Below are 22407 nucleotides of genomic sequence, written 5' to 3'. Positions count from 1 at the left end.
TCCCCATAGCCGTTTGGCAAAAAGAACGAAAAAAAGCTCAATTCCTGGACTACCGCCACCGGATTGAGCTTTCTTGCTGTTATTTTGTCATCTAAATATCAAATGAACCATATTCAAACCAGTCAAAGTCCGCTACCTGATCGGAAGAAGTACCATTGCTGCTGCTAAACATCCCGATACAACAGCCAACAAAGCCGCCGGCTACTTCGGTGCTCAAGCTGCTTGTATCCACCTGTTCCGCCACCAGATGATACTGACTTCCATCCGTGCTGTAATAGAAGTTTAGTTGCTGACCTGTCGCTGCCATTTTAATATATACTCGCGAAACTTCATCATCCAGCGCGATTTGCGCAATGTGGTTATCCTGACCATCTATACAGGTCAGCACACGCAGCACCTGCTGTTTATCCGCCAGAGCACGCTCAATCCGTACGTGATACAGATCGTTCTGAATGACGACAAGACCAGCCGTTTCGTTGGCATTCCCGGGCACAAATTCCATCGCTGTAGCTGCGACATAATCCATATGCCTTTGACGCAGACAAACAAAGCTGGAATTTTCTTTTTCCTTCAATGTTTGCGGTTTCAGCTTCAGTCGCAGATATCCCTTGCGCTCCGTTAATGAATATAAGTCTTCCTGGGGATTACGCAGAAACATCCATTGCAAGCCCAGTTTATCACTGTCAAAATGGTCAAAACGCAGTTGCGGATCTACCGGAACAGGCTTCAAATCCAACGTGCCCTGCTCCTCCAAGATGCCGCGGCCCTCATTAACAACAGGCCATCCGTCCTCCCAAACGACAGAAGCAAGGAACGTCTCCCGCCCCAGGTTGCTATAGCTCCCTCCATATGGACGCGAAGCAAGCATGACCATGAACCATTGACCATTCGCAGCTTGCACCAAGTCGGCATGTCCTACATTAACAACAGGGTAACGTTTACCCAAATGGCGATGTGTAATGATTGGATTATTCGGATTCCCGACGTATCCTTCGGTCAAACTTTTACTACGAGCAATGGTCACCGCATGGTTTGGCCCTGTGCCTCCCTCTGCAATCAATAAATAGTAATATTCATCGATCTTATACAGGTGCGGGCCTTCCGGCCAGATGACATCCACCATCGCCCCGCGCCACAGAACGTAACTGTCTCCCACCAGCTTCATACTGCCCAGATCCAACTCCCGCAGCCACACTTCCCAGTTCCCATTATAACGAACTCCCTCGGAGCAAGGACGTGTACCAAGGTAATACGCTTTGCCGTCATCGAAGAAAATCGTAGGGTCTATGCCTTCTGCGCCTTCAATAAAATATGGATCAGACCATGGCCCAGCCGGGTCGGTAGCGGTTACAACAAAATTGCCGCCATGTGACACATTGGTTGTAATCATATAGAAGGTACCTTCATGATACCGAAGCGTTGGTGCGAATATCCCCTGTGAATGGCCTGCTCCCTGAAGATTTAACTGTGAAGGGCGGTCCAGCACATTGCCAATCTGTTTCCAATTCACTAGATCACGGCTCTGAAAGATCGGAACGCCAGGAAAATAGGCAAATGTTGATGTCACCAGATAAAAATCTTCACCCACCCGGCATACGGATGGATCTGGATAAAACCCGGGCATAATCGGATTGTTATACGTGCATTGTTCGCCTTGATTTGCATTTTTCATTCTTTTACCCCCCCAATGGTTAGTCCAGTCACAAAGTATTTTTGCAAGAACGGATACAGTAAAACAATCGGCATTGCCGTCACAACCGTGATTGCTGCCCGAATGGATACAGGCGTCACCATGTTGGTTACATTTTTGAATGAATCCACGTTGACGGTTCCCCCCTGTGAGGTCGCAGAGGATAACAATTTCATCAGCTCATACTGCAAGGTGGTCAAATTACGATTTCCCGCCGTGTACAACATGGAGTCAAACCAGGAGTTCCACTGACCTACAGCAATAAACAGTGCAACCGTAGCCAGAACCGGCTTGGATAAGGGAAGCACGATACGCATGAAAATCCGAAAATCTCCGGCTCCATCCATCTTCGCGGATTCAATCAATCCCTCCGACAGTCCCTGAATGTAGGTACGAATGACGATCATGTTGAACACCCCGATCAACCCGGGAATAATGTATACCCAGAAGCTGTTCAGCAGCCCCACTTGTTTGATCAGCATGTATCCCGGAATTAAGCCGCCGCTGAAATACATCGTCATGACAAACAGCGTCGTGACCAATTTGTTAAACATATACTCCTTGCGGCTCAGTACATAGGCCAGCATGGCTGTACAGAACAGCTGTACAACCGTTCCCACCACGGTTCTGGCGACCGAAACAAATGCGGCTTGTGTCAGATTCGGGTTTTGGAATACGGAGACGTAATTTTGCAGCGTCCATTCCCTCGGCCAGAGATAGATCCCCCCGCGGATCGTATCCAGCCCGTTATTGAAAGATACGGCAATGGTGTTTAAAAAAGGATATAACGTAACAACCATGACAAGCAACATAAATATGCCATTGGTGATGGAAAAAATAGAGTCTCCCAAGCTTCGTTTTCTACTAAATCGTTTCACAGCTCTGCCCCCTTATCATATCAATCGCTCTTCACCAAGAGACTTGGCAATCCCGTTGGCGATAAATATGAGCACCAGACTGACCACACTTTTGAAAATGCCTGCTGCGGTGGCAAGTGAGTAGTTGCCGAGATTAATCCCGTATTTCAAAACAAAAATGTCGATCGTCTCGGATACATCCTGCACAAGTCCGTTCCCCAGCAAGTATTGAATCTCAAAACCTGCGTTCAGTACGTTACCAACGTTGATGATAAGCAGGATAATAATCGTTGGTTTGATGCTTGGAAGTGTGACATTGAACATTTTACGAAACCGTCCGGCTCCGTCGATGGAAGCTGCCTCGTACAAGCTCGGATTAATCGACGCCATGGCCGCCAGATAAATAATCGTACCCCAGCCAATTTCCTTCCACATGCTGGACAGACCTACAATCCCCCAGAAGTATTTGGGTTCGGCAAAAAAATTGATCGGTGCATCAATCAGGCCCAATTTCGTCAACAGCACATTCACTATTCCTGTTTCCGTTGATAATACATTCGCAACAATACCTGTTACGATGATCCACGATAGGAAATGTGGAAGGTAGGAAACCGTCTGTACCACGCGTTTGAACAATACCATTCGCAGTTCATTCAATAAGAGCGCCAGACCAATCGAGCCGACAAATCCCAGGAACAGACTGATCAGGCTCATCGCAAGCGTATTGCGAATGACACGTAAAAATGTAGGGTCCGTGAATAACGTTCGAAAATGATCCACCCCCACCCAATCCTGCTCCATAAAACCAATGCCCGGTCTATAATTCTGAAACGCCATCAACCAGCCCCATAATGGTCCATACGCAAAAATAGCGATAAACGCAATAAACGGAAATGACATCCACATTAATTGTCGCTGACTTTTCATTCTGGACAGGTTGTACCCGATCCAGCTTGTTCCCGCTGGGATATGGCTGGTTTTTAACGAAGGCTGCAACTCCTTTTTGGCCATGTTTTTCTCTCCTTGCTTACGAGTTTATCTATATCACCCAGTCTGGGTGAATCGATTCCATTCCTATCCAATCTCCCAATCTAGCGTGTAAGAAAGGCTACGGGGTTCCCCATAGCCTTTCTGTGTGACAGGCCTTTATCCCCACAGTTCCATACGTCTGCGGACTTCTTCCGTCAGCGCATCTTCATACGCTTTAATATCTGCACTTTCCTTGAGCGTGGCTTGATATTCTTCCCAAGCCTTATCAAATTCGGCTGGTGAAGTCATAATCACTTTGGGCAGCCATTTGCGTTTTACATCGTCCATTTTCTGTCTGGCGATGGTCTCCGGTTTATTCGGTTCAAAATTATAGGTATAGATTGGGAACCACGGTTCATTTTCCTCCGCAGGCTCAAGGAAGTCGGTAAACTTCGTATATCCATAAGCCTTCAGCACTTTTTTGTCGATGTCATTCAATGTAGCAAGATACTCCTCCGGCTGCTCCTTAGGGTCAAGGGCATTTTTCCCGTCAGCGGTCATGCCTTCATGATGCGGGAAATAGACCAACGGGCTTCCCGTGTTTGCCAGCACCCAGTCCGGATCTTTGGAATTCGCACGTTGCTCTTCATTCCTGGAGAACACGCCTTTGTCATCTACTTGGTAATCCACGCCTTCCTGTCCCCAGGTTCTCAATACCTCCATCTCAGGGTCCAGCAAATCATTAATATATTGAAGTGCTCCCTCGATATCCTCGCAGCTCTTTGTAATGGCCAGGCCACCATTCACGTTAAGGATTGGATTGTTCTGATAACGCCCTTTAACATCCTCGGAGAGTGTAATGGACAACGGTACATAGGTTTTGTCATACAATTTTTGCTTCACGAGTGATGCCTCGGCGTCAAGGAACTGCCATCCTTGATCCACCATGCCCAGCACACGTCCGGTTGAAATTTTGGAGATATATTGATCATAGTTTGCTGTAAAGGTTTCGTTATCGACCAAACCTTGATGATATACCTCATTGATCTTCTTGAAATATGCCTTCGCTTCCGGAATGGTATTATAGTTTTTGGCCGTCAGCGTTTCTTTATCAACGATGGCTGCGCCTTCGTTAGGATAACCAGCCATGAAGAGCGGAGGGTTCTCCAGTGCGAAATAACGCCAGTCATAGGAGATAATTTCAAATCCAATGGTTGGCTGACCATCAACGGTCGGGTGAGCTGTTTTATACCGTTCAATCAAGTCGAAGTATTGGTCAAGCGTTTTGATTGTCGGATAATTATCCCACTCCAGTACGGCCTTCTGAATCCAGAATGCTTCTCCGTCATGGGATACTTTCATCGACTTTTCTTGTATATTGCCGAATTGAGGAATGAAGTAGATATGTCCATCCGTCGTATTTTTCATCTTCTTCCAGTCTTCGCCCAGGTAATTTTTGATGTTTGGATATTTATCGATGTAATCCTCAAGAGGTACTAACGCTCCTGCTGCTACCAGTTGCTGAGTACCATCACTCCCATCGATAAAATCGGGATATTCGCCGCCTGCAATGAGTACACCAATCCGCTCTTTGGCTGTTTGGCCCGTAAGCCAGTCCATCGTGACTCTGGCGCCTGTTTTCTCCTCAATAGCCTTTAACACCCGATTATCGTCAGGCGCAATTTTTCCCGGTACGGCAAAAAATGCGGAAAATTGTTTCAATTCCCTTCCATCTGCTGTCTTTTCCCCTTTCGAGGACGATCCCGGTGTACATCCAGTGAGTGCGATGACCAGTATTAAAGCGAGCAGAGCACTATACTTGATTCTTTTTCTAACATCCTTTTTCATCATGACCCCTCCATCGATTATATTGACAGAAGCTTTTTGGAAAGCGCTTTCCAAAGGCTGACTTAAAATTATCATGCTTCCATGCCCCTCTCAACGGGATAAACTATAGATGGAATCCCACTAATTCCAGCATCTGCGAAAAAAAATATCCCGCCGCTCCTTCAAGGAGTGCAGGATGTTAATCAAGAGAGTACGCAGCATGGGCACTTTTACGATATTGTGCAGGAGTCTCCCCCATGAGTTTCTCGAACCGGCTAATAAAGTAATCGGAATCCCGATATCCCACCATTGTTGCGATTTCGTATACTCTTTGATCTGTTCTGCGCAACAGCCGGGCGGCTTCCTCAATACGCAATTGATTCAAATAATCACTGAAGCTGATCGAGAAATGCTTTTTGAAAATCTGACCCAGATATGCACTATTCATGTAAAACTGCTCCCCAAGCAATTTCAGGCTGATATTTTCTCTGTAATGCTCGTGAATGAAGGCCTCGATTTTGGCTAATACGCCCATCGCATTTGACTTTTGCTGCTCCTTCAGTTTCTCTGCGCACATGAGCGAGAATTCGCATAAATGTTCAATGTTTTCCTCCATGGATAACATCGCGTAGTTCACCTTCAGAAAAGTCGATTCCATCAACCCCGAATCTGGAGTAACCGTATCGTTATTCACGAGATCCAGCAATGTGTATGCCAAATAATGCAAGTGAATGCGGACAATACCAGGCTCGATTCGCTCATCCAGAAAAAATCGAAAAATGGCCTTTGCATGACTGTATAACTCATCCGTCTGCTGTTCCTCAATAGACTTGACTAGCCCATCAAATAATTGTTTTTCGAACTGTCCCGGCCGATTAACAAATAAGGTCGTATCCATAAGTTCGAAGTAATAAATGGGCCTGCAAGTGGTGAAGAAACGTAAGCTTTTCATTATGCCGCAGGATTGATAAGACTCGTGCAGCGCCTCCAACTCATGTACTTCCTTCCCGACATAACAAGCAATAGCCGCCTCTTGACCATGGCTCAGATCGGCATGTAATCGGGTCAAATATTGCTCCAAGGTCACTGCCTCACGGTTCACCATCAGGTCCGTAACCATAAGCAGAACCGCATTTTTATCACCTGTGAAGGGTTTCAAAATTTGTCCCGGCAAGGGCTTGCCCACCCATGCCTCAACCCGAGCGCACCAATCCGTTCCCTGTTCTGGACCGGCTTCCGCCTCAATCAGGATGCAACGCAGTATGCCGACATCTTGATAGTGGGGCTGCAGACTCGTAACAGCATCCTCCTCAGCCACCCCAAGCAAGATTGACTGCATATGCTGAGCCATAATAATTCGATCTTTTTTTTGCTGATATCGCTTCTCTTCCGTCCGCGCATTAAATGCGACCCTGAACTCCTCAAGCACCTGAACCAGTTCGGTCTTCACAATAGGCTTGAGAATGTAGTCATCCACCTGGTATTTAATCGCCTGCTTGGCATATCCGAACTCATAGAATCCACTTAGAAGAATCAGCTTGATGTCACCGTTATATTGCTCGTACAAGGTTTTGGCAAGCTGCATTCCGTCCATTTCCGGCATCTTAATGTCGGAAATCACCAGATCGGGCTGCATAGCGCGTATGCACTCCAATGCCTGCATGCCATTGGAAGCCTGACCGCAAATCTGAAACCCGTAAGACTCCCAATCAATTAACAATAGAAGTCCTTGGCGAATAAATGGCTCATCGTCCACAATCAGCACGTTGATCATATCCTCGCTCCTTATTCTTGAGATGCCTGCATAAGAGGAATTTGAATGCCAATCGTTGTTCCCTTCCCCTTTTCACTGAATATGTGCACCTGAACGAAATCATCAAAATACATCCGCAGCCGAATATATGCATTCATCATACCAATGCTGCTAAGCTCGCTCATCCGATCCATACTCGGGTCTTGCATCATTTTGCGGAGCGAGGCCAGCTTGTCCTGATCCATACCGACTCCGGTATCTCGAATGGAAATGTACAGCTCATTACTTCGAATTTCGAATAATACCTCCACGACCCCATCATTCGACGTCCCCTCAATACCATGGATACAAGCATTCTCCACAAAGGTGAGAACGGTTAGCTTGGGTATCATCATGGCAGCAATGGATTCGTCTGTGATCCGGATTGCAAATTGCAACTTTTCACCAAAGCGATACTGCTGGATACTCAGATAACTCTCTACAAAATTGATTTCCTCTGCGATTGTAATCAGATCATCGCCCCAATTGATCGTCTGACGTAACAGCAGTGCCAGTTTATGAATGACATCGGAGGTTTCAAGCTCGTCCTTGATCAAACTCCGCATACGGATCGTTTCAAGCGTGTTGAACATGAAATGGGGATTCACCTGACTCTGAAGGGCTTTCAGCTCCGCCTGCTTTTTGGAGAGCTCAAGGGCTTGCCGCTCCACCTGGCCCTTAAACACAATCTCAATCAGGTTCTTGATCTTGATGACCATCATGTTATAACTATGGGTCAGGCTGCCGATCTCGTCTTTGCCCACAGGTCCCGATATCACCTCAAATTTCTCATGCTTCACTTGATCCAGGTGCTTTGCTATCCGATCAACTCTGATGACCAGTGATCTGGATATCAACCAAATTAGCAGTGTCGGCACCAACAGATTAAGAATGATTAGTAAAGTCAAATTAAGCTTGGAATTAACAATCTCCGACAGAACGTCCAATTTCTCCGTGCTGACGACAATCTGCCAATCCTCGGATACGACGGGAATCGATTGCATGGATTGAACAGGATCAATTGAACTGTTTGCAATCAGATTAAATGGCTTGCGCATCTGATTCATTTTTGAATCGTTCGAGAAAATGACCCTGCCATCCGAAACGACATACACCTTCCCATTGGCTCCCTCATTTTTAAGCGATTTGTTGATGAAAGCGTAGTCCAGATCAACCTTTAACACCTTTTCAACCTGCTGCTCCCCAAAGTAATCCAGCTTACGAATAATGCTTACTTTGCGTCCTCCCTGACTTTGCGACATCTCCGCCTGCTGTTTGTCAAAATACGAATAGATCATGATATGGTCGCTTGTGTTCATCAGCGCTTGATACCAATCACTTTTCTTCACCTCATCATCCAGCTTAATGAAGTTTCCTCCATTAACGAAGGTATCATTGCCAACATAAAAAGTAATTTGATTCACCTGCTGGTAGCTGTAGTAGTACCTGACCAGATTGTTGTTGCTAAGCATATCATAGTAGGCAGAGTAATAGTCTTCCTGATCGCGATACTTGAACTCCATGAACCGGTTCAGCGTTCCATCGGTATAGAGAAAATTGGACACATACAAGCTATTGTCTATACTGTTCCGCAGGTTGAACTTGATCCTTTGCTGCATTTCATTGAATCGGCTATGCTCCTTCTCTTCAATGTTACCTTTGATGCTTTGGTAAAACACGGTATTTGTGACCAGGACCGGGACCAGCACACAAAAAATGAACAATATGTACAACTTGGTTTTGAGACTCCAATCATCCAGAAACTGAATACGCTTACAATATTTCTTTCGGCTCATGTTATGTCTTTGTCTCCTCTAACCATGTCATATATCAACATTATTATAACGAGTACAGGATGGGTTGGATACTGCTATCCAGGATTTCCGGGAAGCCTTTAATCAACCTCCCGTTCAACTGGCCCAACAAGACAGACACTAACACCCCACATATTTTCGTATGAACCCGATCTGATCTTAAGTCGAAACGGGTATCTCGTTATAATTTCAAGAGCATTTCGTACTGGCCCACATGATATGCAAAACCTGATTTGACCAGGAGGAAATCTTGCATCGGTTTCAGATGAGACTCCACATTGAGGACACTGACTCTAGGCGATTCTGTGCGTTGGACCATCTCTGTCAGGATGCTGCTTGCAATACCTTTGCCCCGGTAATTTTGGTTCACTGCAAGCTGGGGAATATCACCTGTTTTTTGATCTATAATGCCATAACCAACAATGCTGTGATCCTGACGTGCTACCACATAGATAAAAGCCTCCGGTACAGCGTAGATGGAATCAATTGAATTTTGCCAGGAGGGCTCCACATCCCAAAATTCCTTAAACTGCTCCACATCGATTCTCTCCACACATTCCACCGTGCAGGTCGTTTGCGGTATGAATTGATCTTTTTGCAACTGGAAACATGAAAATTCCCTTTGAATTTTGAAGTTTTGTTTACTGTACAGCTGAACTGCAGATTCGTTGGATTGGATGACTTCCAGCAAATATTGCTCTACATTTTTTTCTTTTAACAGCTTTTGAATATTCAAGAGCAGATTGCTTGTAATGCCTTGCCGTCTGCAATCTTTTACAACGCCTGTCCCAAGGTCATATGCAGTTGCCTTTCCATTCCAGCTTCGAAGTCCATTGATAACAAATCCGACCATTCTCTCATCTTTAAAGGCTCCCATAGATATTTCGGGGTGATACCCCCTTCGTTGGAGCATCTGTTGAAACTTCCAAAAAGGCAAATCCATTTTAACCTGGTAGTCGGAGAACGCATCCACGAACGCCTCGTGAAGTGTCTCCATGCTTATCTTGTCCAACAATTTATAACTGTACATTAGGGCACTCTCTCCTTTAAAAAGATGAAAACAATAATATATTAGGGCTCATGATCCCTATCCTTATTTAAATATTCTACTAAATAGTGTTAACACTATAAAGTAATATCCGTACGATAAAATCTGCTTTCTTCAGAGTTTTCAGACACGTCCTAATAACTAAAATAGACCGCTCCCTGGTTAAGGAATACGGTCTATCGAGTCATTATTCTATGGGGATACCGATTTTGTTAAACCAATTTTGGTGATCACCGTATCATACGGCTCCAATTCCACGGTCTGTTTTCCATGCTCTGTATTGATCGTCGTGGACTGAACCTGATTGCTATTATTGATCACAACCAATATGTTGCTCTCGGGGTAGTAGGCGCACTCCGTATACAAGTTATCCGTGATGTACTTTGTTTCATGGAATTCATTGCCCGCAAATCGAATCAAATTCAGAAGTAGTCTTGTATTTTCCCAGCTGAATTCGAAGGAAGGCAGGTAGATCCCTTTTCCTTTTCCAAAAGCATGTGTGGACAGTGTGATCTGACCATCCGTTTCATTCACTACAGCTGCTGACCCATCAGTAAGATAAATGTTATCTTTCGGAAGTATGCTGGCCCCCTCAGGTACCAAACCATACTCATCATTAACTTCATACGACCATTTTCCATGAACAACCCGTGCACCTGTATCCTCATCTACCCCAAGCACATGAGCCATTCTGAAAAAGCTGTCGTACCCGTCCATTGCCGAAGGCTGGTTAATGCCAATAAAGGTACCACCCTCGTACACCCATTGGGTCAATAAGTCCACAGACTTGTGGTCACTCCAATGCGCTCCACCGCTCCATGCTGAACCTGCAGAGCCGGCATTGATGACGACATCTATATCCTTCAATGCGCCCTGACGAATATCATCAAAATCAATAAACTGCACGTCAACAGGCAACCCGGCTAATGCCTCATTCACATGAATCAGATCATGCATATGCGTTTCATGAAAATGACCGGACAAGGTCCACGATCTTAACTTGCCCCAGCTATGCAGCACGGCTACCTTTGTCTTGATCTGATAAGGCTTTCCAGCCTGATGTAGCTCTTTCATTTCCCTGAATTCATGGGCAATCTTCTCGATATAATCCACAAAGTCCGGGTAAGGCTCAACCAGATGCAAATATCCACCCAGTCCAATCCGGTCAATCGACTCACGCAGCAGCGCACGCCGGATATTAATCCAATATTTCTTCGCATCCAGGGTAGGGTCTCCTCCCTCTTTGAAGGTAGGAAGCCCGCCTAAGCCAACTGGGAACAAGTAGGGATGCAAGCGAATTTCATGGGTATCAGCCTTAACGCCGGAGCACATTCTTGCCTCGTAACCGGAGAACACACATTTGATCATGCCGTCGAATCCAAATTCCTCAAAGCGATCATTATACGGCTCCATGCCCACCCAGCTGTCATCATAGAAGACATACGCCAGCTTGTCATGTTTGTGTACAATATCAATTAACTTTTTACCGAATTCAATGACAAAATCATTGATAAATGCCATCCAGTCCAGTTTGCGCTGATCCGCAGGCATATGAGTGACCTGATATTTACCGCCATTTACAAAGTCCTCGGCGGAGAGTGAATACCCATATTTTTGAGCAAACAGATCCAGCGCTCTCGAACTTACCGTGAAATCGTATGAACCCCAATCCGAGAACAGATGGCGATTCCGCTCATCACTGCCCCAGATCCAGGCGAAGTTATAAAATAGGGACGTAAAACGTACAACGGTTGTTTCCGGGTGTTCTTGGCACCACTTTTCCATCCAATCCAGCAAATAGGTTTGGGTGTCTGTATAGATCGGGTCAATCTGCATCAGATGCTCTTTGTCCCAATTATTCGTCGTGTGATTGTACATGGAAATCTCTTCCCAGATCCGATAAACCATGAAACTCACCGTGTATTTATGCCAAGGAGCAACGCCGGTAATGACAACATTGCCAGATTCCCTTTCATAATTCCACTGTCCTCTAGGAACTTCTTCCCCAGTCGTTCGGTCGTACACCTGCCAATACTTAAACGCTTCTTTCGAATCATTCACCCTGAATTGTTCAGCGAAGAAGTCCTCCATCAGAAAGATGGATACATAATCTTGCACAGCAACCTTCGGATTCGTAATGAGAAAACATTGCTGCAACTTATCCAAATTACGGGATGCCCACTCATTATGATCCCGAATAATGCAAATGGTTGAATAGATGCCATATCCGGCATTGATAATCTCATCGGACAACTTTGTACCGTCACTGTCACGGATCACATCGGCACCCCAGCGGTTGGCAAGTTCAAGCGTCAGTGCTTCATAACCGGATTCTCCCGGTAGTGTAAAGGAGCCTTTGGTTAATTTGGACAATTGGGTTCCCTCCCTATCTCAACATATCGGACAGAAAAGCGAGTGCCAGGCCCTGACCCCAGCCCTGAATCCAGTCTTTTGGAATATTGCGATAGCCAGCCCGATCCTTCATCACCGCGGTACCTCCAGATACACCAAGCACGCGTCCATCTTCGCTAATGTTGTTCAGGATACCTTCCAGTGCCTTTTGCACGTATTTGGTATGCAGTGGATTACCGTTATTGATCATCGCTGCTGCAATACCTGCGGAAGCCGATACCTCTTCATACGATTCTTCGTCATCCAAAACCGTACGCCACAAGCCGTTCTCGGTCTGTACCAGCTTGAGAGCCGCCAATTGATCACGAAGGGCACACTCTACATCCATACATTGCGGATACAAGTACCAGTCGTTGAGCTGAGGTTTCACCTGAGACATCGTATAGGCTCCCCAAGCATTCGCTCTGCCCCAGTAAAATCCGGACATGTGGTCCTTATTAATATTGTTATAACCGTGATACCACAGACTGCTGGTCGGATCTTGCAGGTATTTGATATGCCAGTAATACTGATTCAGCGCATCCTGAATCATGGCTTCATCTTTTAATTTGCTACCTACACGGAGCAGGAAAAATGCCGCCATAAACAAGGTATCCGCCCAAGCCTGTTCCGGAAAATCATTGGAAACGGATACCGTATGCTGAAGCACATTGTCTCCAAAGCGAAGCGCATGATTCTGGAGATAATCGACCTTGCTGAGGACAATATCCCAATATTTCTGATCTCCGGTTTCTTCATATAAAGTGATGAGCACATGGCCCATGGCACATGTATTAACCGTCCAACTTGGCAGACCCAGCTCGATATATTCGTCTGCCCATTTCACCAGCCTGTCCAGAATCTCTTGGTTACCTGTCGTTTGATAGGCTCTGGATACACCATAATAAGCCACTCCACCGGGCCAATCCCATGTCAGATCCATATCCAGTGTTTTCTTGGTAACGTTCTCGATTACATGTAGAATCTGATCCCTGTCATATTTCACTTGAAGCATTGTTATTCCCCTCTCCCTGCGCACACGCCCCCAAGTGCGCCCTGAGAGGTGTCCTTCCATTGTTGTAAACGCTTTACTTATTCCATTGTACGCAGTAAAATAGTCTCAATCTAAGCATATTCATAACAAAACTGCGCAATTTCAATCATTTATACATAGGAGTCCTCGAAAATGCCCAAACCGAAGAAACCTGTCATTGAATATCGTCACTACAGCCTGCCCATTGATTTCCCTGTCCTGTTACTCAGTGGGGACCGCTGGAGAATATCCGATATCAAGAGTGAGCATCTTCATTTCCATAACCACATGGAGATTGGCATCTGTTATTCAGATGGAGGCATCATGGAGATTAAGGGGGAATCTGTGCCTTTTCGGGCAGGCGACATCACATTCATTCCCCGCTATCTTCCGCATACCACATACAGTTCACCTAATAACGCCAGCCTGTGGGCTTATATCTTTTTTTCACCGGAAGAACTCTTCCGTCATTCACTCAAAACAGCACAAACTCACATTGAACCGAATCTATGGGCGATTCAGGGAACCAATTGCATTCTGAATAAGGAACAGCATCCCAAAATTCATATGCTCGCAACTTCAATCGTTGAAGAAATGAAGCAGCAGTCCCCCTACTATCGGGAGAGCGCGTACGGCTTGTTGATGTCTCTATATATCGAACTGCTTCGAATTCATGCGAGCAGCGAACGCTTGTCATCTCAGGATCAGGAACGGGAACGTGACCTCCAAGGGGACTTGGTCATCTCACCTGCGCTGGAGTTTATCACCAAAAACTATATGATGCCTGTGACCATCGATTACCTCGCTGAACTGTGTCATCTGAGTACAACGCATTTTCGCCGCAAGTTCCATGAAATTATGGGAACCACGCCGCTTGATTTTCTGAACAGTACCCGGATTGAAGAGGCATGCAAACGATTAAAAAGCACCGAGGCCTCCATTCTGTCCATCTCTGAGCAGGTCGGCTTCCGATCCATCTCCAGCTTTAACCGCTGCTTCGCCAAACTGATGGGCGAATCGCCTAAAGCCTGGCGCAAAGGCGCTCATACAGAAGCACAGTCTGCAAAAGCCTCAATATTGGAATTCACGGGGTGGGTATGAAGGAATTTGTCGAAATGTGATTGCGCCCCCCAGAGATATTCGCTACAATGCCGATAGAATACAAGAGATTTTGTCCGAAGCTACCAAAGGATTGAACAATCTCTAAAGGAGCAGCATTTCGTGTTATTAAAAATTTCAGGCGTTGTCCTGACTGTTTTACTCGCTATTACCGTACTGCTGCTGTCAACGATCAGAGAACCACAATCTGCTGCGCTTCATGCCCGTCAAGGTGTTCTGGACCTCTCGGCCTGGGACCCTGAACAAGACGAGCGGATCAAGCTGGACGGGGAGTGGGAATTTTACTGGGAGCGATTGCTTCCTGACGAATCTGCAACATCGAATCAGGCTGGTCCAACGAAAGCACCCGACACCTATGCAACCGTTCCCGGCTCCTGGAATCGACTTAAAGTGGATGGTGAACGACTGCCAACCCACGGCTTCGCCACGTATCGACTGGTACTGCGTAATGCACCTGTTGAGGGAACACTGGCGATCAAAAAAATGAACATCCGTTTTGCCAGCGAGATCTACATTAATGGCAACAAGCTGCTGGAAGACGGGCATGCCGTGGCAAAATCCGCAGGTTACCGACCAGGCAACTCCCCCCAGATTGGCTTTTTCCCCTATCATGGCGGTGACATTGAGATTTTGATCCGGGTGGCTAATTACGATTACACGGACTCTGGCATTCCGGGTCCACTCTTTTTCGGCGAACAAGCAGCCATGCTGAAAAAACATCAATTCAACACAGCTATCGAATTCGGCACGCTTGCTGTACTGGCTACCATTTCGATCATATTCCTCGTCAGTTACCTGGGGTCTGCACTCTACCGAAACAGGGACGACTCCCTGCTGCTGATTGGTCTAATCTGTCTCCTGTATGCACTCTATAACGGCATGATCAGCGAACGTGTGTTATCGATGGCGGGCACGGAAATCTCCTTTAGCACGCTCTATAAATTAAAAGATTTCTGCTCTGTGGCATGTCTGGGTCTGTTAACCTTTTACTTCTACCGATTCAAAACAGGCATCCTGTCCGGTATGCTCACGGCGTTGATCCTGATCATCTTCGGAGCTTACTTATGTATGGTCACGCTCCTGCCTATTTCCATCTACGGGCTGGCTGCACCTTACGTCGTCGTTATGTACACGTTGATGCTGCTCTGGTTGCTCTATCAATGTGCAAAACAGTTCCTAACCAGTGAGAAAGGCGAACGGCTGTCTACTTTTCTGTGGTACGCAGCCCTCTTAAGCATCATGCTGTACTGTCTGGACATTAATCTCTTCTCGATCTCGCTCAAGGAAAATATGAATATCGGGCAGGCTTCCATTGTCCTGTTCAGCATCCTGATGCTGTTTCTGGCGGTGCTTCGGTTCTTCGAGGCCTATCGTACGGTCCGCACCCTCAAAGATCAGTTGCTATTGCTGGACAAGGTGAAGGACGACTTCCTGTCCAATACTTCGCATGAGCTCAAAACACCGCTGAACGCGATTGTTAACATCAGTGAAAGCCTGCTTAAAGGCGCAGAAGGTCCCCTTACCGATGAGCAAGCGCACAATCTGGCGATCGTGACGGGAAGTGGCAGACGATTAACCTATCTGGTCGATGAATTGCTGGATTATTCGAAAATGAAACATGGCGACATCCCGCTCCACCGGTCTTCGACCGATCTGTACTCGTTTGTCGAATCGGTCATGCGTATGCACTCCTTCCTGCTTGGCGCGAAAAAGGTGGAGCTTATCAACCGCATCACGGCGCATTTCCCGCCGATCTATGCAGACGGCAATCGACTGATTCAGATTTTGCATAATCTGATCGGCAATGCCGTTAAGTTCACGGAACGTGGCACGGTAAGCATCAAAGCTACGGTCGTGCAAGGCAAAGCGGAAATACGCATTGTGGATACCGGCCGTGGTATCGGTACGGACAAGCTGGAACATATCTTCCTGCCGTTCGAGCAGGAAGCGGATACGGGGCCAGTCGTTGCTGGAGGCACCGGTCTAGGACTAAGCATTACACGCAAGCTGGTCGAGCTGCATGGCGGAACCATTCATGCGGAATCAGCACCCGGCATGGGTGCTACGTTCATCCTGACCTTTCCGCTGGCAGAGAATAAAGGAGAGAAACGTTCCAACGTCATGCCACTTACCATCGCTCCTACAGGTCCTGGTAATCGGCTACTCCGGTTCGAAGAACCAACGATTGTACAAGGGAATAAAGACGAATGGATCATCGTTGTGGATGACGACTCGGCTAATTTGCAGACAATAGTGAATCTCTTGAAGCTGGAAGGTTACAGTTATGCGGTCACTTCACGCTCCCCTTCCGTACTGGAGTTGCTGGACAAACTACCTGCCGTGCATCTCGTCATTGCTGATATCATGATGCCTGACATGTCGGGTTACGAATTGCTGGAACGGATCAGGGAGCGCTTCTCTCCTTCCGAGTTACCTGTACTCATGTTGACGGCGAGTAATAAAGCTAATCAATTGAAGCTGGCCTTGGAGAAAGGCGCCAATGATTTTGTATCCAAGCCGTTCGAATCGGAGGAACTGCTGGCACGGATCGGCGGTTTGACTCGGATGAAAACATCCGTCCAAGCTGCGCGAGATGCGGAAATATCTTTTTTGCGGTCACAGATGAACCCGCACTTTCTGTATAACGCCCTGAACGCCATTGCCGAATTGTGCGTGGATGCGCCGAATCGGGCAGAACAATTGATTTTGCAATTATCGAGTTACTTACGACGGAGTGTGCACTTTAAACATCTGGACTCAAAAACTAGCCTAATGAACGAACTGGAGATGATCGAGGCATATGTATCCATAGAGCAAGCCCGTTTTGGCTCAAGGTTGGAGGTCATTATCGATGTGGATGCGGACGTGAACCGGAATATGGACATTCCACCGCTCACGTTACAGCCCCTGATCGAAAACGCGATTCGGCATGGGCTGATGTCCAGCATTCGCGGTGGTCGGGTCATGTTGTCTATCCGCAACCTGAATGATACGGAAACACGGTTCACCATCGAGGACAACGGAATCGGCATAACCAAGCAACGGATGGACGAAATTCGGCAATCCACGGACGGCAGTAACGGTGTTGGACTATGGAATATTTCCAGCCGGTTGAACCTGCTGTATGGCAGACACCTTCAGATGGAAAGTCTGGACGGCGAGGGAACGCGGATTACCTTTGATCTTCCAAATCAACGTCTAAGCACAGATGGGAACGGAGGTTATGAAACATGAAGATGAAAGTCATCATCGTGGACGATGAGGATTTGTCGCTGAAGCGACTGAATCGCATTTTGACAGAAAGCGGAGAAGTTGAGGTATCTCGTGCGTTTCATGACCCGGAGGAAGCCTGTGAATATGCGGCAGAGAATAGCTTCGATGCGGCATTTCTGGACATTACGATGCCTCGCATCTCGGGTATGCAACTCATTGGTGAATTGCGTAAACATCAACCTTCGCTTCCAATCGTGCTGGTGACCGGTTATGAGGAATATGCGGTGCAGGCCTTCGACAAAGAGGTCATCGATTACGTCATCAAGCCGGTCACGGCTGAGCGACTGAACCGCAGCATCAAACGGTTGCAGGAAAAGCTTCACAAGTCCGTGACAACACCTGAACCAGCGGTGCCTGGACCCAAACTGAACGTTCGTCTGTTCGGTGAATTCACCGTGTTTGGCGGTGCCGGAGCAGACAGTCCCATCAAGCTTAGAACGCCCAAAACCGAAGAGTTACTTGCATTCTTGCTGTATACCAAATCAACCACCCGCGATGCCTTGGCCGATACGTTATGGAAGGACCTCAGTCCGCAGAAAGCCTGGACCAACATCAATTCCACACTGTACTACGTGCGACGTGCCATCGGTGATAACAGTGACGTGCCGATCATTCTCAAGGACAGAAACGGTATCCGTATCGACCGGGAAGCGATTAACTGTGATCTGTACGAGTTCGAAACTTTGTTCCGGCAGATGCGTCAGGCCTCGGCACATCGCCCCGAGCTCTTCGAGCGGATGGATACGTTGTATACGGGTGAACTTCTGAAAGGAAGGCATTATGAGTGGGCTTTTGCGTGGTCCAGACAGCTGGAACTGGATTTCATCATGACGATGGAAACTGCGGCCCACTATCACGCGAAGGCAGGCGAGCCGTTACGGGCGCTGTATTATTTTGAACGTATCCTCCAGATTGATTCGATTCGGGAAGATATTCATCGCGAGATCATCCTGTTGTATCTGTCGCTTGGACGAAGAACCGAAGCGCAACGACAGTATCTGGTGCTGGAGGAATTGCTCAAAGAGGAGCTTGGCTCCAGTCCGGCAGCGGATATCAAACAACTGCTGCGACAGTCATGAAACAGCAAAAAAGCCCATGCCTTGGCGATAATGAACTGCTCCCATCGTAGTCTTCTACGGTCTACTATGACAGGGAGCAGTTCAGTGTTGCTTTTGGCTTGGGCTTTTTGCAATAAATGGACGTTTATTCGTCCATAACTGATGATTTTACATCATCATTGTCTAGAATCAATTACTCATTTATGAGTTTTTCTGTATTAAGGGTAAAGCCTTCAATCACTACATCTTCGTCCACTTCAATCATGATGCAACGTCTGCCTTGATAATTTACCTGCTTCACATATCTCAGGTCTTGCGGGCTAACCGAAATCGTAGCAACCTTGGTCTCAATCTTAATGGACTTGGACGTAAACTTCGGCATAACACTGGTTGCCTTCATCTCATAGTTCTTGTTATCAACGATGGTTTCGAAGGCCCGTTCCACTTTCTCCGTTGTCAGATCCTCTATACCGCTTGCGGTCAGTACACGTTCCAGATCTTTATAATCCAGCTTCGGAGGTTCTTCCTCATGGGACTCTTCGTTAATCTCGATGACTCGGTTGATCTCCTCATATACATGTGCAATGGTGGCTGAATCTAGCTGTTCACCGGCCACTTCCTTAACGATATCTTCGAAGATCGCCCGTTCTTCCAGTGCGGTAACGGATCTTTCTCCATTCAATACATTTTCAACAAAATGTGGATCTGGGAAATTGGATTTCCCTGTACAATATAGAACACGATTCACATCGGAGTAGTTGTCCGTTACGCTAGGGTACAAGAATCCTTGCTCTGGCGTGCTTAATTTGATAATCGGATCTACAATAATGTTGTATTTAAATTCTCTCTCCACGTAATCAAACAAGAGTGTCTTCCGCTGTTTCTCCGTGGAATTTACGCTGCACAGAATGAACGGATGAGCGAACACCTCATTCTTCTCACTCTCTTCCGTAGCTTCGTTTCTAGCCTTGGTCGGCAGATAATACTGTCCACGCACGAACGTAGCTACCATATCCCGCTCAAACTTCATATCCACCAACATTCGATCCACGAGCAGCAACATCAGATCCTGCCATTCATCCGGATCACCTGTTACCAGCGCCTGGTGAAGCAATACCTGTGCTGGATCCTCCGCCGCTTCCTGGAACTTCAATTCGAATAACTTCTGATCCAAATCACCTGTCAGCAATTTTTTGAAATTGCCCATGTACAGCTCCTGCTTCTCTCTGTCCACCAGTTCGAACGGGTGACGCTCCCAGTGATAGACCTCATTGGTTTCCTTCGTAATATACACATTGAGAATATCGTAAATATTCAGTAGATCGTGATCGAGTTTAAACTGCTTGCGTATATGCGCGACTTCTTTTTTATTCATGATTCGTTAGACAACTCCCATAATAAATAATTTTATCTGTGTGCAGCTCTATATCCTAAAAATCAGTGCTCCCTTGGAAGTTTTCATCTGAGCAGTAGGTCACAACTGGGCACAGCTATGGAGTAGCTGGATCAAGCCGTTCTTGCTCTCCATTTCTGTACTCTCAGTGAGAAATTATATCATATAATGATGACGATTAATGAGAAACAATCTATGGTATTTCCCTCTTTATCACGATCCATTTTTGAATATGGAAAATAGCTCACCGTATGGGAGGCACGAATGAGATTAAAAGAAAACAGAAAGACGCAACAGGAATGACTCCCGTGCGTCTTTTTTCGTTGTTTAACGATTCTTAAAAAATTAATTACTGCTCGGCAATATATCCGTATTCAACAGGGGTGCTCTGCTGGAAGAAACTTTCCTTGTTTCCCGAAGAAACAGTAATCCCATAAACAAGGACACTCCGCCAATAATAATCAGCAATGCCCCCAACTCCTGACTGTAGGCTGTCAGCGCCCCGTCCCTAAACGCCATTCCACGAATCAGACGGTTAAGCCAGTTCATGGGTAATGCCCATGCGAACATTTGGAACGGTTCTGGGAACGCCAGCGGCGTTAATTGAATTCCCGTAGCCAGAAAGGAGGGATACAATACAAAACTGGTTCGTAGGCTTACTTTCGACATATCTTTGGCAGTGTATCCAATCAGCATACCCATGAGTGACAAAGCAAAAGCATAAACAACTAACGGAATGATAAAAAGATAAGCCTCTGCTTCAAACCGCATTCCCCCCACCTGCTTTAATAATCCATAGGATAGAAGCAGTGAAAGTGAACTCAACACAGCGTAAGGTACACTCCGAACCCATAGTTGAAAAGGTGACTTTCCGTTGGCAAACATTTTCCCTTCCTGACGAAGCCGAGGTACAATCGATCCTGCTACGCTTGTTGTAATCATCAATACTACGATATTCACAAATCCAAGTACCATAAAACCGACATAACTGGAGGTTGGATTAAACAGCATCCGCTGCTGAAGGGATAACGGTGACACAATTCCTTTAGCAGTCTCGGCATCCATCCCTTTTTGGACCAGACGTGTCATGGAAAGGGTCATATTTTCCGTCTGGATGATCTCCTGAATCGCAGTGCGAACACCGGTTAGCCCCGAGGGCATCGTGTTATCCATCAATATGCCGATATTCGTCGATTTCCCTTGTTGTTGGCGCAATCCCAACTGATTGGGAAGCATAATGACCGCTACAGCCTGCTCATTGGCAAGCAATATTTCAGGACTCATTCGGCTCGCATATACGCTTTTGACGCTCATGTATTGTGACGCATTTATTTTGGAGATCAATTGCCGTGAATATTCGCTATGATCCTCATCAATGACCACAACTGGTGATTTATTAAGTTGATTCTGCGAGAACATTAATCCGAAAAATAAGGCTGCAATCATTGGCCCAATAAAAATTAGCCGTATATACTTACTCCCTGCGACGTACTTCCACTCGTCAATCAGTGATTTCATCAAGTTTCACCTCTGCTGTCATCCCCGGAAGCAAATCGGTATTCGAATCCATCGATATTCGGACCAGAAACATACTTAAATCGGCTTGCCCTTTTTCCCGCGACATACGCAAGTTCGCAAACTGAGGAGCAGTTGAGATGGAAATAACGCTCCCCTTCACCTGCGTTGGCTGATCCAAATACGGGAAATGAACATCAATGCTTTGATTCACTTCAAGCTGTTGAATTTCACTTTCCTGTATGTAAAGGTCGGTGTAATACGTATTCTTTTGTACAACTGCTAGCGAAACTCCTGCTTGGACTTGATCTCCCTTATCTACAGCGACTCGGTCAACCAATCCGTCATACGGTGCGAGTACATCCACATCTCCCTCCCCGGCTGATTTCACTTTGAAAAGAACCTCTCCCTCTTTCACAGAGTCCCCCGTAGATGCACCAACCTCTGCAATCGTCCCGGGACTATTCTGATAAAATAAAGTCGTTTGCTCTGCCTCAAGTATGCCTTGTTTCCGGCTCTCGGCCTGACTTACAGCATCCTTCCCTTTAACCGCAAGAAGTGAACCTCCAATAATAAACACCATCGCAATTCCGATATACAAACCTGCTTTTATCTTCATTCTTATATC

Annotated in this window: 15 protein-coding genes; 3 read left to right on the top strand and 12 right to left on the bottom strand. The window is 46.4% G+C overall.

The features are described 5' to 3' along the window. Nucleotides 1–91: 91 nt before the first annotated feature. The 9 genes from MHH25_RS04355 to MHH25_RS04315 all read right to left on the bottom strand — a co-directional run bounded on the left by MHH25_RS04355 (nt 92) and on the right by MHH25_RS04315 (nt 13403). Nucleotides 92–1672: a glycoside hydrolase family 43 protein gene (locus MHH25_RS04355; protein WP_340019261.1), complete on the bottom strand. Its 1581-nt coding sequence runs from the start codon at nt 1670–1672 to the stop codon at nt 92–94. Continuing rightward, entirely contained in the window at nt 1669–2502 is an 834-nt protein-coding gene (locus tag MHH25_RS04350; RefSeq protein WP_081745822.1) for a carbohydrate ABC transporter permease, read from the bottom strand. Before MHH25_RS04350 ends, MHH25_RS04355 begins: the two co-directional genes overlap by 4 nt. 81 nt (nt 2503–2583) lie before the next feature. Further along, on the bottom strand, nt 2584–3558 hold the full coding sequence (locus MHH25_RS04345; protein WP_036606005.1) for an ABC transporter permease subunit: 975 nt from the start codon (nt 3556–3558) through the stop codon (nt 2584–2586). 135 nt (nt 3559–3693) lie between these two features. Then, complete coding sequence (locus MHH25_RS04340; protein WP_340019260.1) at nt 3694–5367, bottom strand: extracellular solute-binding protein; 1674 nt, start codon at nt 5365–5367, stop codon at nt 3694–3696. 175 nt (nt 5368–5542) lie between these two features. Beyond that, the gene (locus MHH25_RS04335; RefSeq protein ID WP_340019259.1) at nt 5543–7117 is read right to left on the bottom strand and encodes a response regulator; all 1575 of its coding nucleotides are present in this window, start codon (nt 7115–7117) and stop codon (nt 5543–5545) included. Between the two features lie 11 nt (nt 7118–7128). Continuing rightward, a complete protein-coding gene (locus tag MHH25_RS04330) occupies nt 7129–8931 on the bottom strand; it encodes a sensor histidine kinase (protein ID WP_340019258.1) in 1803 nt (600 codons plus the stop codon). Nucleotides 8932–9130: 199 nt separating this feature from the next. Further along, a complete protein-coding gene (locus MHH25_RS04325; protein WP_340019257.1) occupies nt 9131–9979 on the bottom strand; it encodes a GNAT family N-acetyltransferase in 849 nt (282 codons plus the stop codon). Between the two features lie 210 nt (nt 9980–10189). Continuing rightward, nucleotides 10190–12370, bottom strand: coding sequence for a 1,3-beta-galactosyl-N-acetylhexosamine phosphorylase (gene gnpA / locus MHH25_RS04320; protein ID WP_340019256.1), 2181 nt, complete (start codon nt 12368–12370; stop codon nt 10190–10192). A gap of 13 nt (nt 12371–12383) precedes the next feature. Beyond that, nucleotides 12384–13403 (bottom strand): glycoside hydrolase family 88 protein, encoded by a 1020-nt coding sequence (locus tag MHH25_RS04315; RefSeq protein WP_036606011.1) that lies wholly within the window; start codon nt 13401–13403, stop codon nt 12384–12386. A gap of 171 nt (nt 13404–13574) precedes the next feature. On the opposite strand from MHH25_RS04315, the gene MHH25_RS04310 reads away from it, so the two are divergent. From MHH25_RS04310 to MHH25_RS04300, 3 genes are all read left to right on the top strand, one after another. Further along, nucleotides 13575–14522: an AraC family transcriptional regulator gene (locus MHH25_RS04310; protein ID WP_036606012.1), complete on the top strand. Its 948-nt coding sequence runs from the start codon at nt 13575–13577 to the stop codon at nt 14520–14522. 120 nt (nt 14523–14642) lie between these two features. Then, nucleotides 14643–17774, top strand: a complete 3132-nt coding sequence (locus MHH25_RS04305) for an ATP-binding protein (RefSeq protein WP_340019255.1) — start codon at nt 14643–14645, stop codon at nt 17772–17774. After that, complete coding sequence (locus tag MHH25_RS04300) at nt 17771–18892, top strand: response regulator (protein WP_340019254.1); 1122 nt, start codon at nt 17771–17773, stop codon at nt 18890–18892. The genes MHH25_RS04305 and MHH25_RS04300 overlap by 4 nt, the downstream gene beginning before the upstream one ends. A gap of 172 nt (nt 18893–19064) precedes the next feature. Here the strand turns inward: MHH25_RS04300 and MHH25_RS04295 are convergent, their stop codons facing one another. From MHH25_RS04295 to MHH25_RS04285, 3 genes are all read right to left on the bottom strand, one after another. Beyond that, nucleotides 19065–20246 carry a DUF4317 domain-containing protein gene (locus MHH25_RS04295; protein WP_340019253.1) on the bottom strand — a complete coding sequence of 394 codons (1182 nt, stop codon included), beginning with the start codon at nt 20244–20246 and terminating at the stop codon, nt 19065–19067. Nucleotides 20247–20609: 363 nt separating this feature from the next. Beyond that, nucleotides 20610–21782 carry an ABC transporter permease gene (locus MHH25_RS04290; protein ID WP_340019252.1) on the bottom strand — a complete coding sequence of 391 codons (1173 nt, stop codon included), beginning with the start codon at nt 21780–21782 and terminating at the stop codon, nt 20610–20612. Continuing rightward, complete coding sequence (locus MHH25_RS04285) at nt 21766–22398, bottom strand: HlyD family efflux transporter periplasmic adaptor subunit (protein WP_340019251.1); 633 nt, start codon at nt 22396–22398, stop codon at nt 21766–21768. Before MHH25_RS04285 ends, MHH25_RS04290 begins: the two co-directional genes overlap by 17 nt. Between the last annotated feature and the right edge of the window lie 9 nt (nt 22399–22407).

It is taken from the genome of Paenibacillus sp. FSL H3-0457 (assembly GCF_037981725.1).
Classification (GTDB): domain Bacteria; phylum Bacillota; class Bacilli; order Paenibacillales; family Paenibacillaceae; genus Paenibacillus; species Paenibacillus amylolyticus.
The sequence above is the reverse complement of the archived record's forward strand: the minus strand, read 5'-3'. Positions and strand labels throughout refer to the sequence as shown.

Coding starts and splice junctions, on each gene's coding strand:
- MHH25_RS04355 (WP_340019261.1), bottom strand. CDS start 1,672: ATGAAAAATGCAAATCAAGGCGAACAATGCACGTATAACAATCCGATT.
- MHH25_RS04350 (WP_081745822.1), bottom strand. CDS start 2,502: ATGTTGCTTGTCATGGTTGTTACGTTATATCCTTTTTTAAACACCATT.
- MHH25_RS04345 (WP_036606005.1), bottom strand. CDS start 3,558: ATGGCCAAAAAGGAGTTGCAGCCTTCGTTAAAAACCAGCCATATCCCA.
- MHH25_RS04340 (WP_340019260.1), bottom strand. CDS start 5,367: ATGATGAAAAAGGATGTTAGAAAAAGAATCAAGTATAGTGCTCTGCTC.
- MHH25_RS04335 (WP_340019259.1), bottom strand. CDS start 7,117: ATGATCAACGTGCTGATTGTGGACGATGAGCCATTTATTCGCCAAGGA.
- MHH25_RS04330 (WP_340019258.1), bottom strand. CDS start 8,931: ATGAGCCGAAAGAAATATTGTAAGCGTATTCAGTTTCTGGATGATTGG.
- MHH25_RS04325 (WP_340019257.1), bottom strand. CDS start 9,979: ATGTACAGTTATAAATTGTTGGACAAGATAAGCATGGAGACACTTCAC.
- MHH25_RS04315 (WP_036606011.1), bottom strand. CDS start 13,403: ATGCTTCAAGTGAAATATGACAGGGATCAGATTCTACATGTAATCGAG.
- MHH25_RS04310 (WP_036606012.1), top strand. CDS start 13,575: ATGCCCAAACCGAAGAAACCTGTCATTGAATATCGTCACTACAGCCTG.
- MHH25_RS04300 (WP_340019254.1), top strand. CDS start 17,771: ATGAAGATGAAAGTCATCATCGTGGACGATGAGGATTTGTCGCTGAAG.
- MHH25_RS04295 (WP_340019253.1), bottom strand. CDS start 20,246: ATGAATAAAAAAGAAGTCGCGCATATACGCAAGCAGTTTAAACTCGAT.
- MHH25_RS04290 (WP_340019252.1), bottom strand. CDS start 21,782: ATGAAATCACTGATTGACGAGTGGAAGTACGTCGCAGGGAGTAAGTAT.
- MHH25_RS04285 (WP_340019251.1), bottom strand. CDS start 22,398: ATGAAGATAAAAGCAGGTTTGTATATCGGAATTGCGATGGTGTTTATT.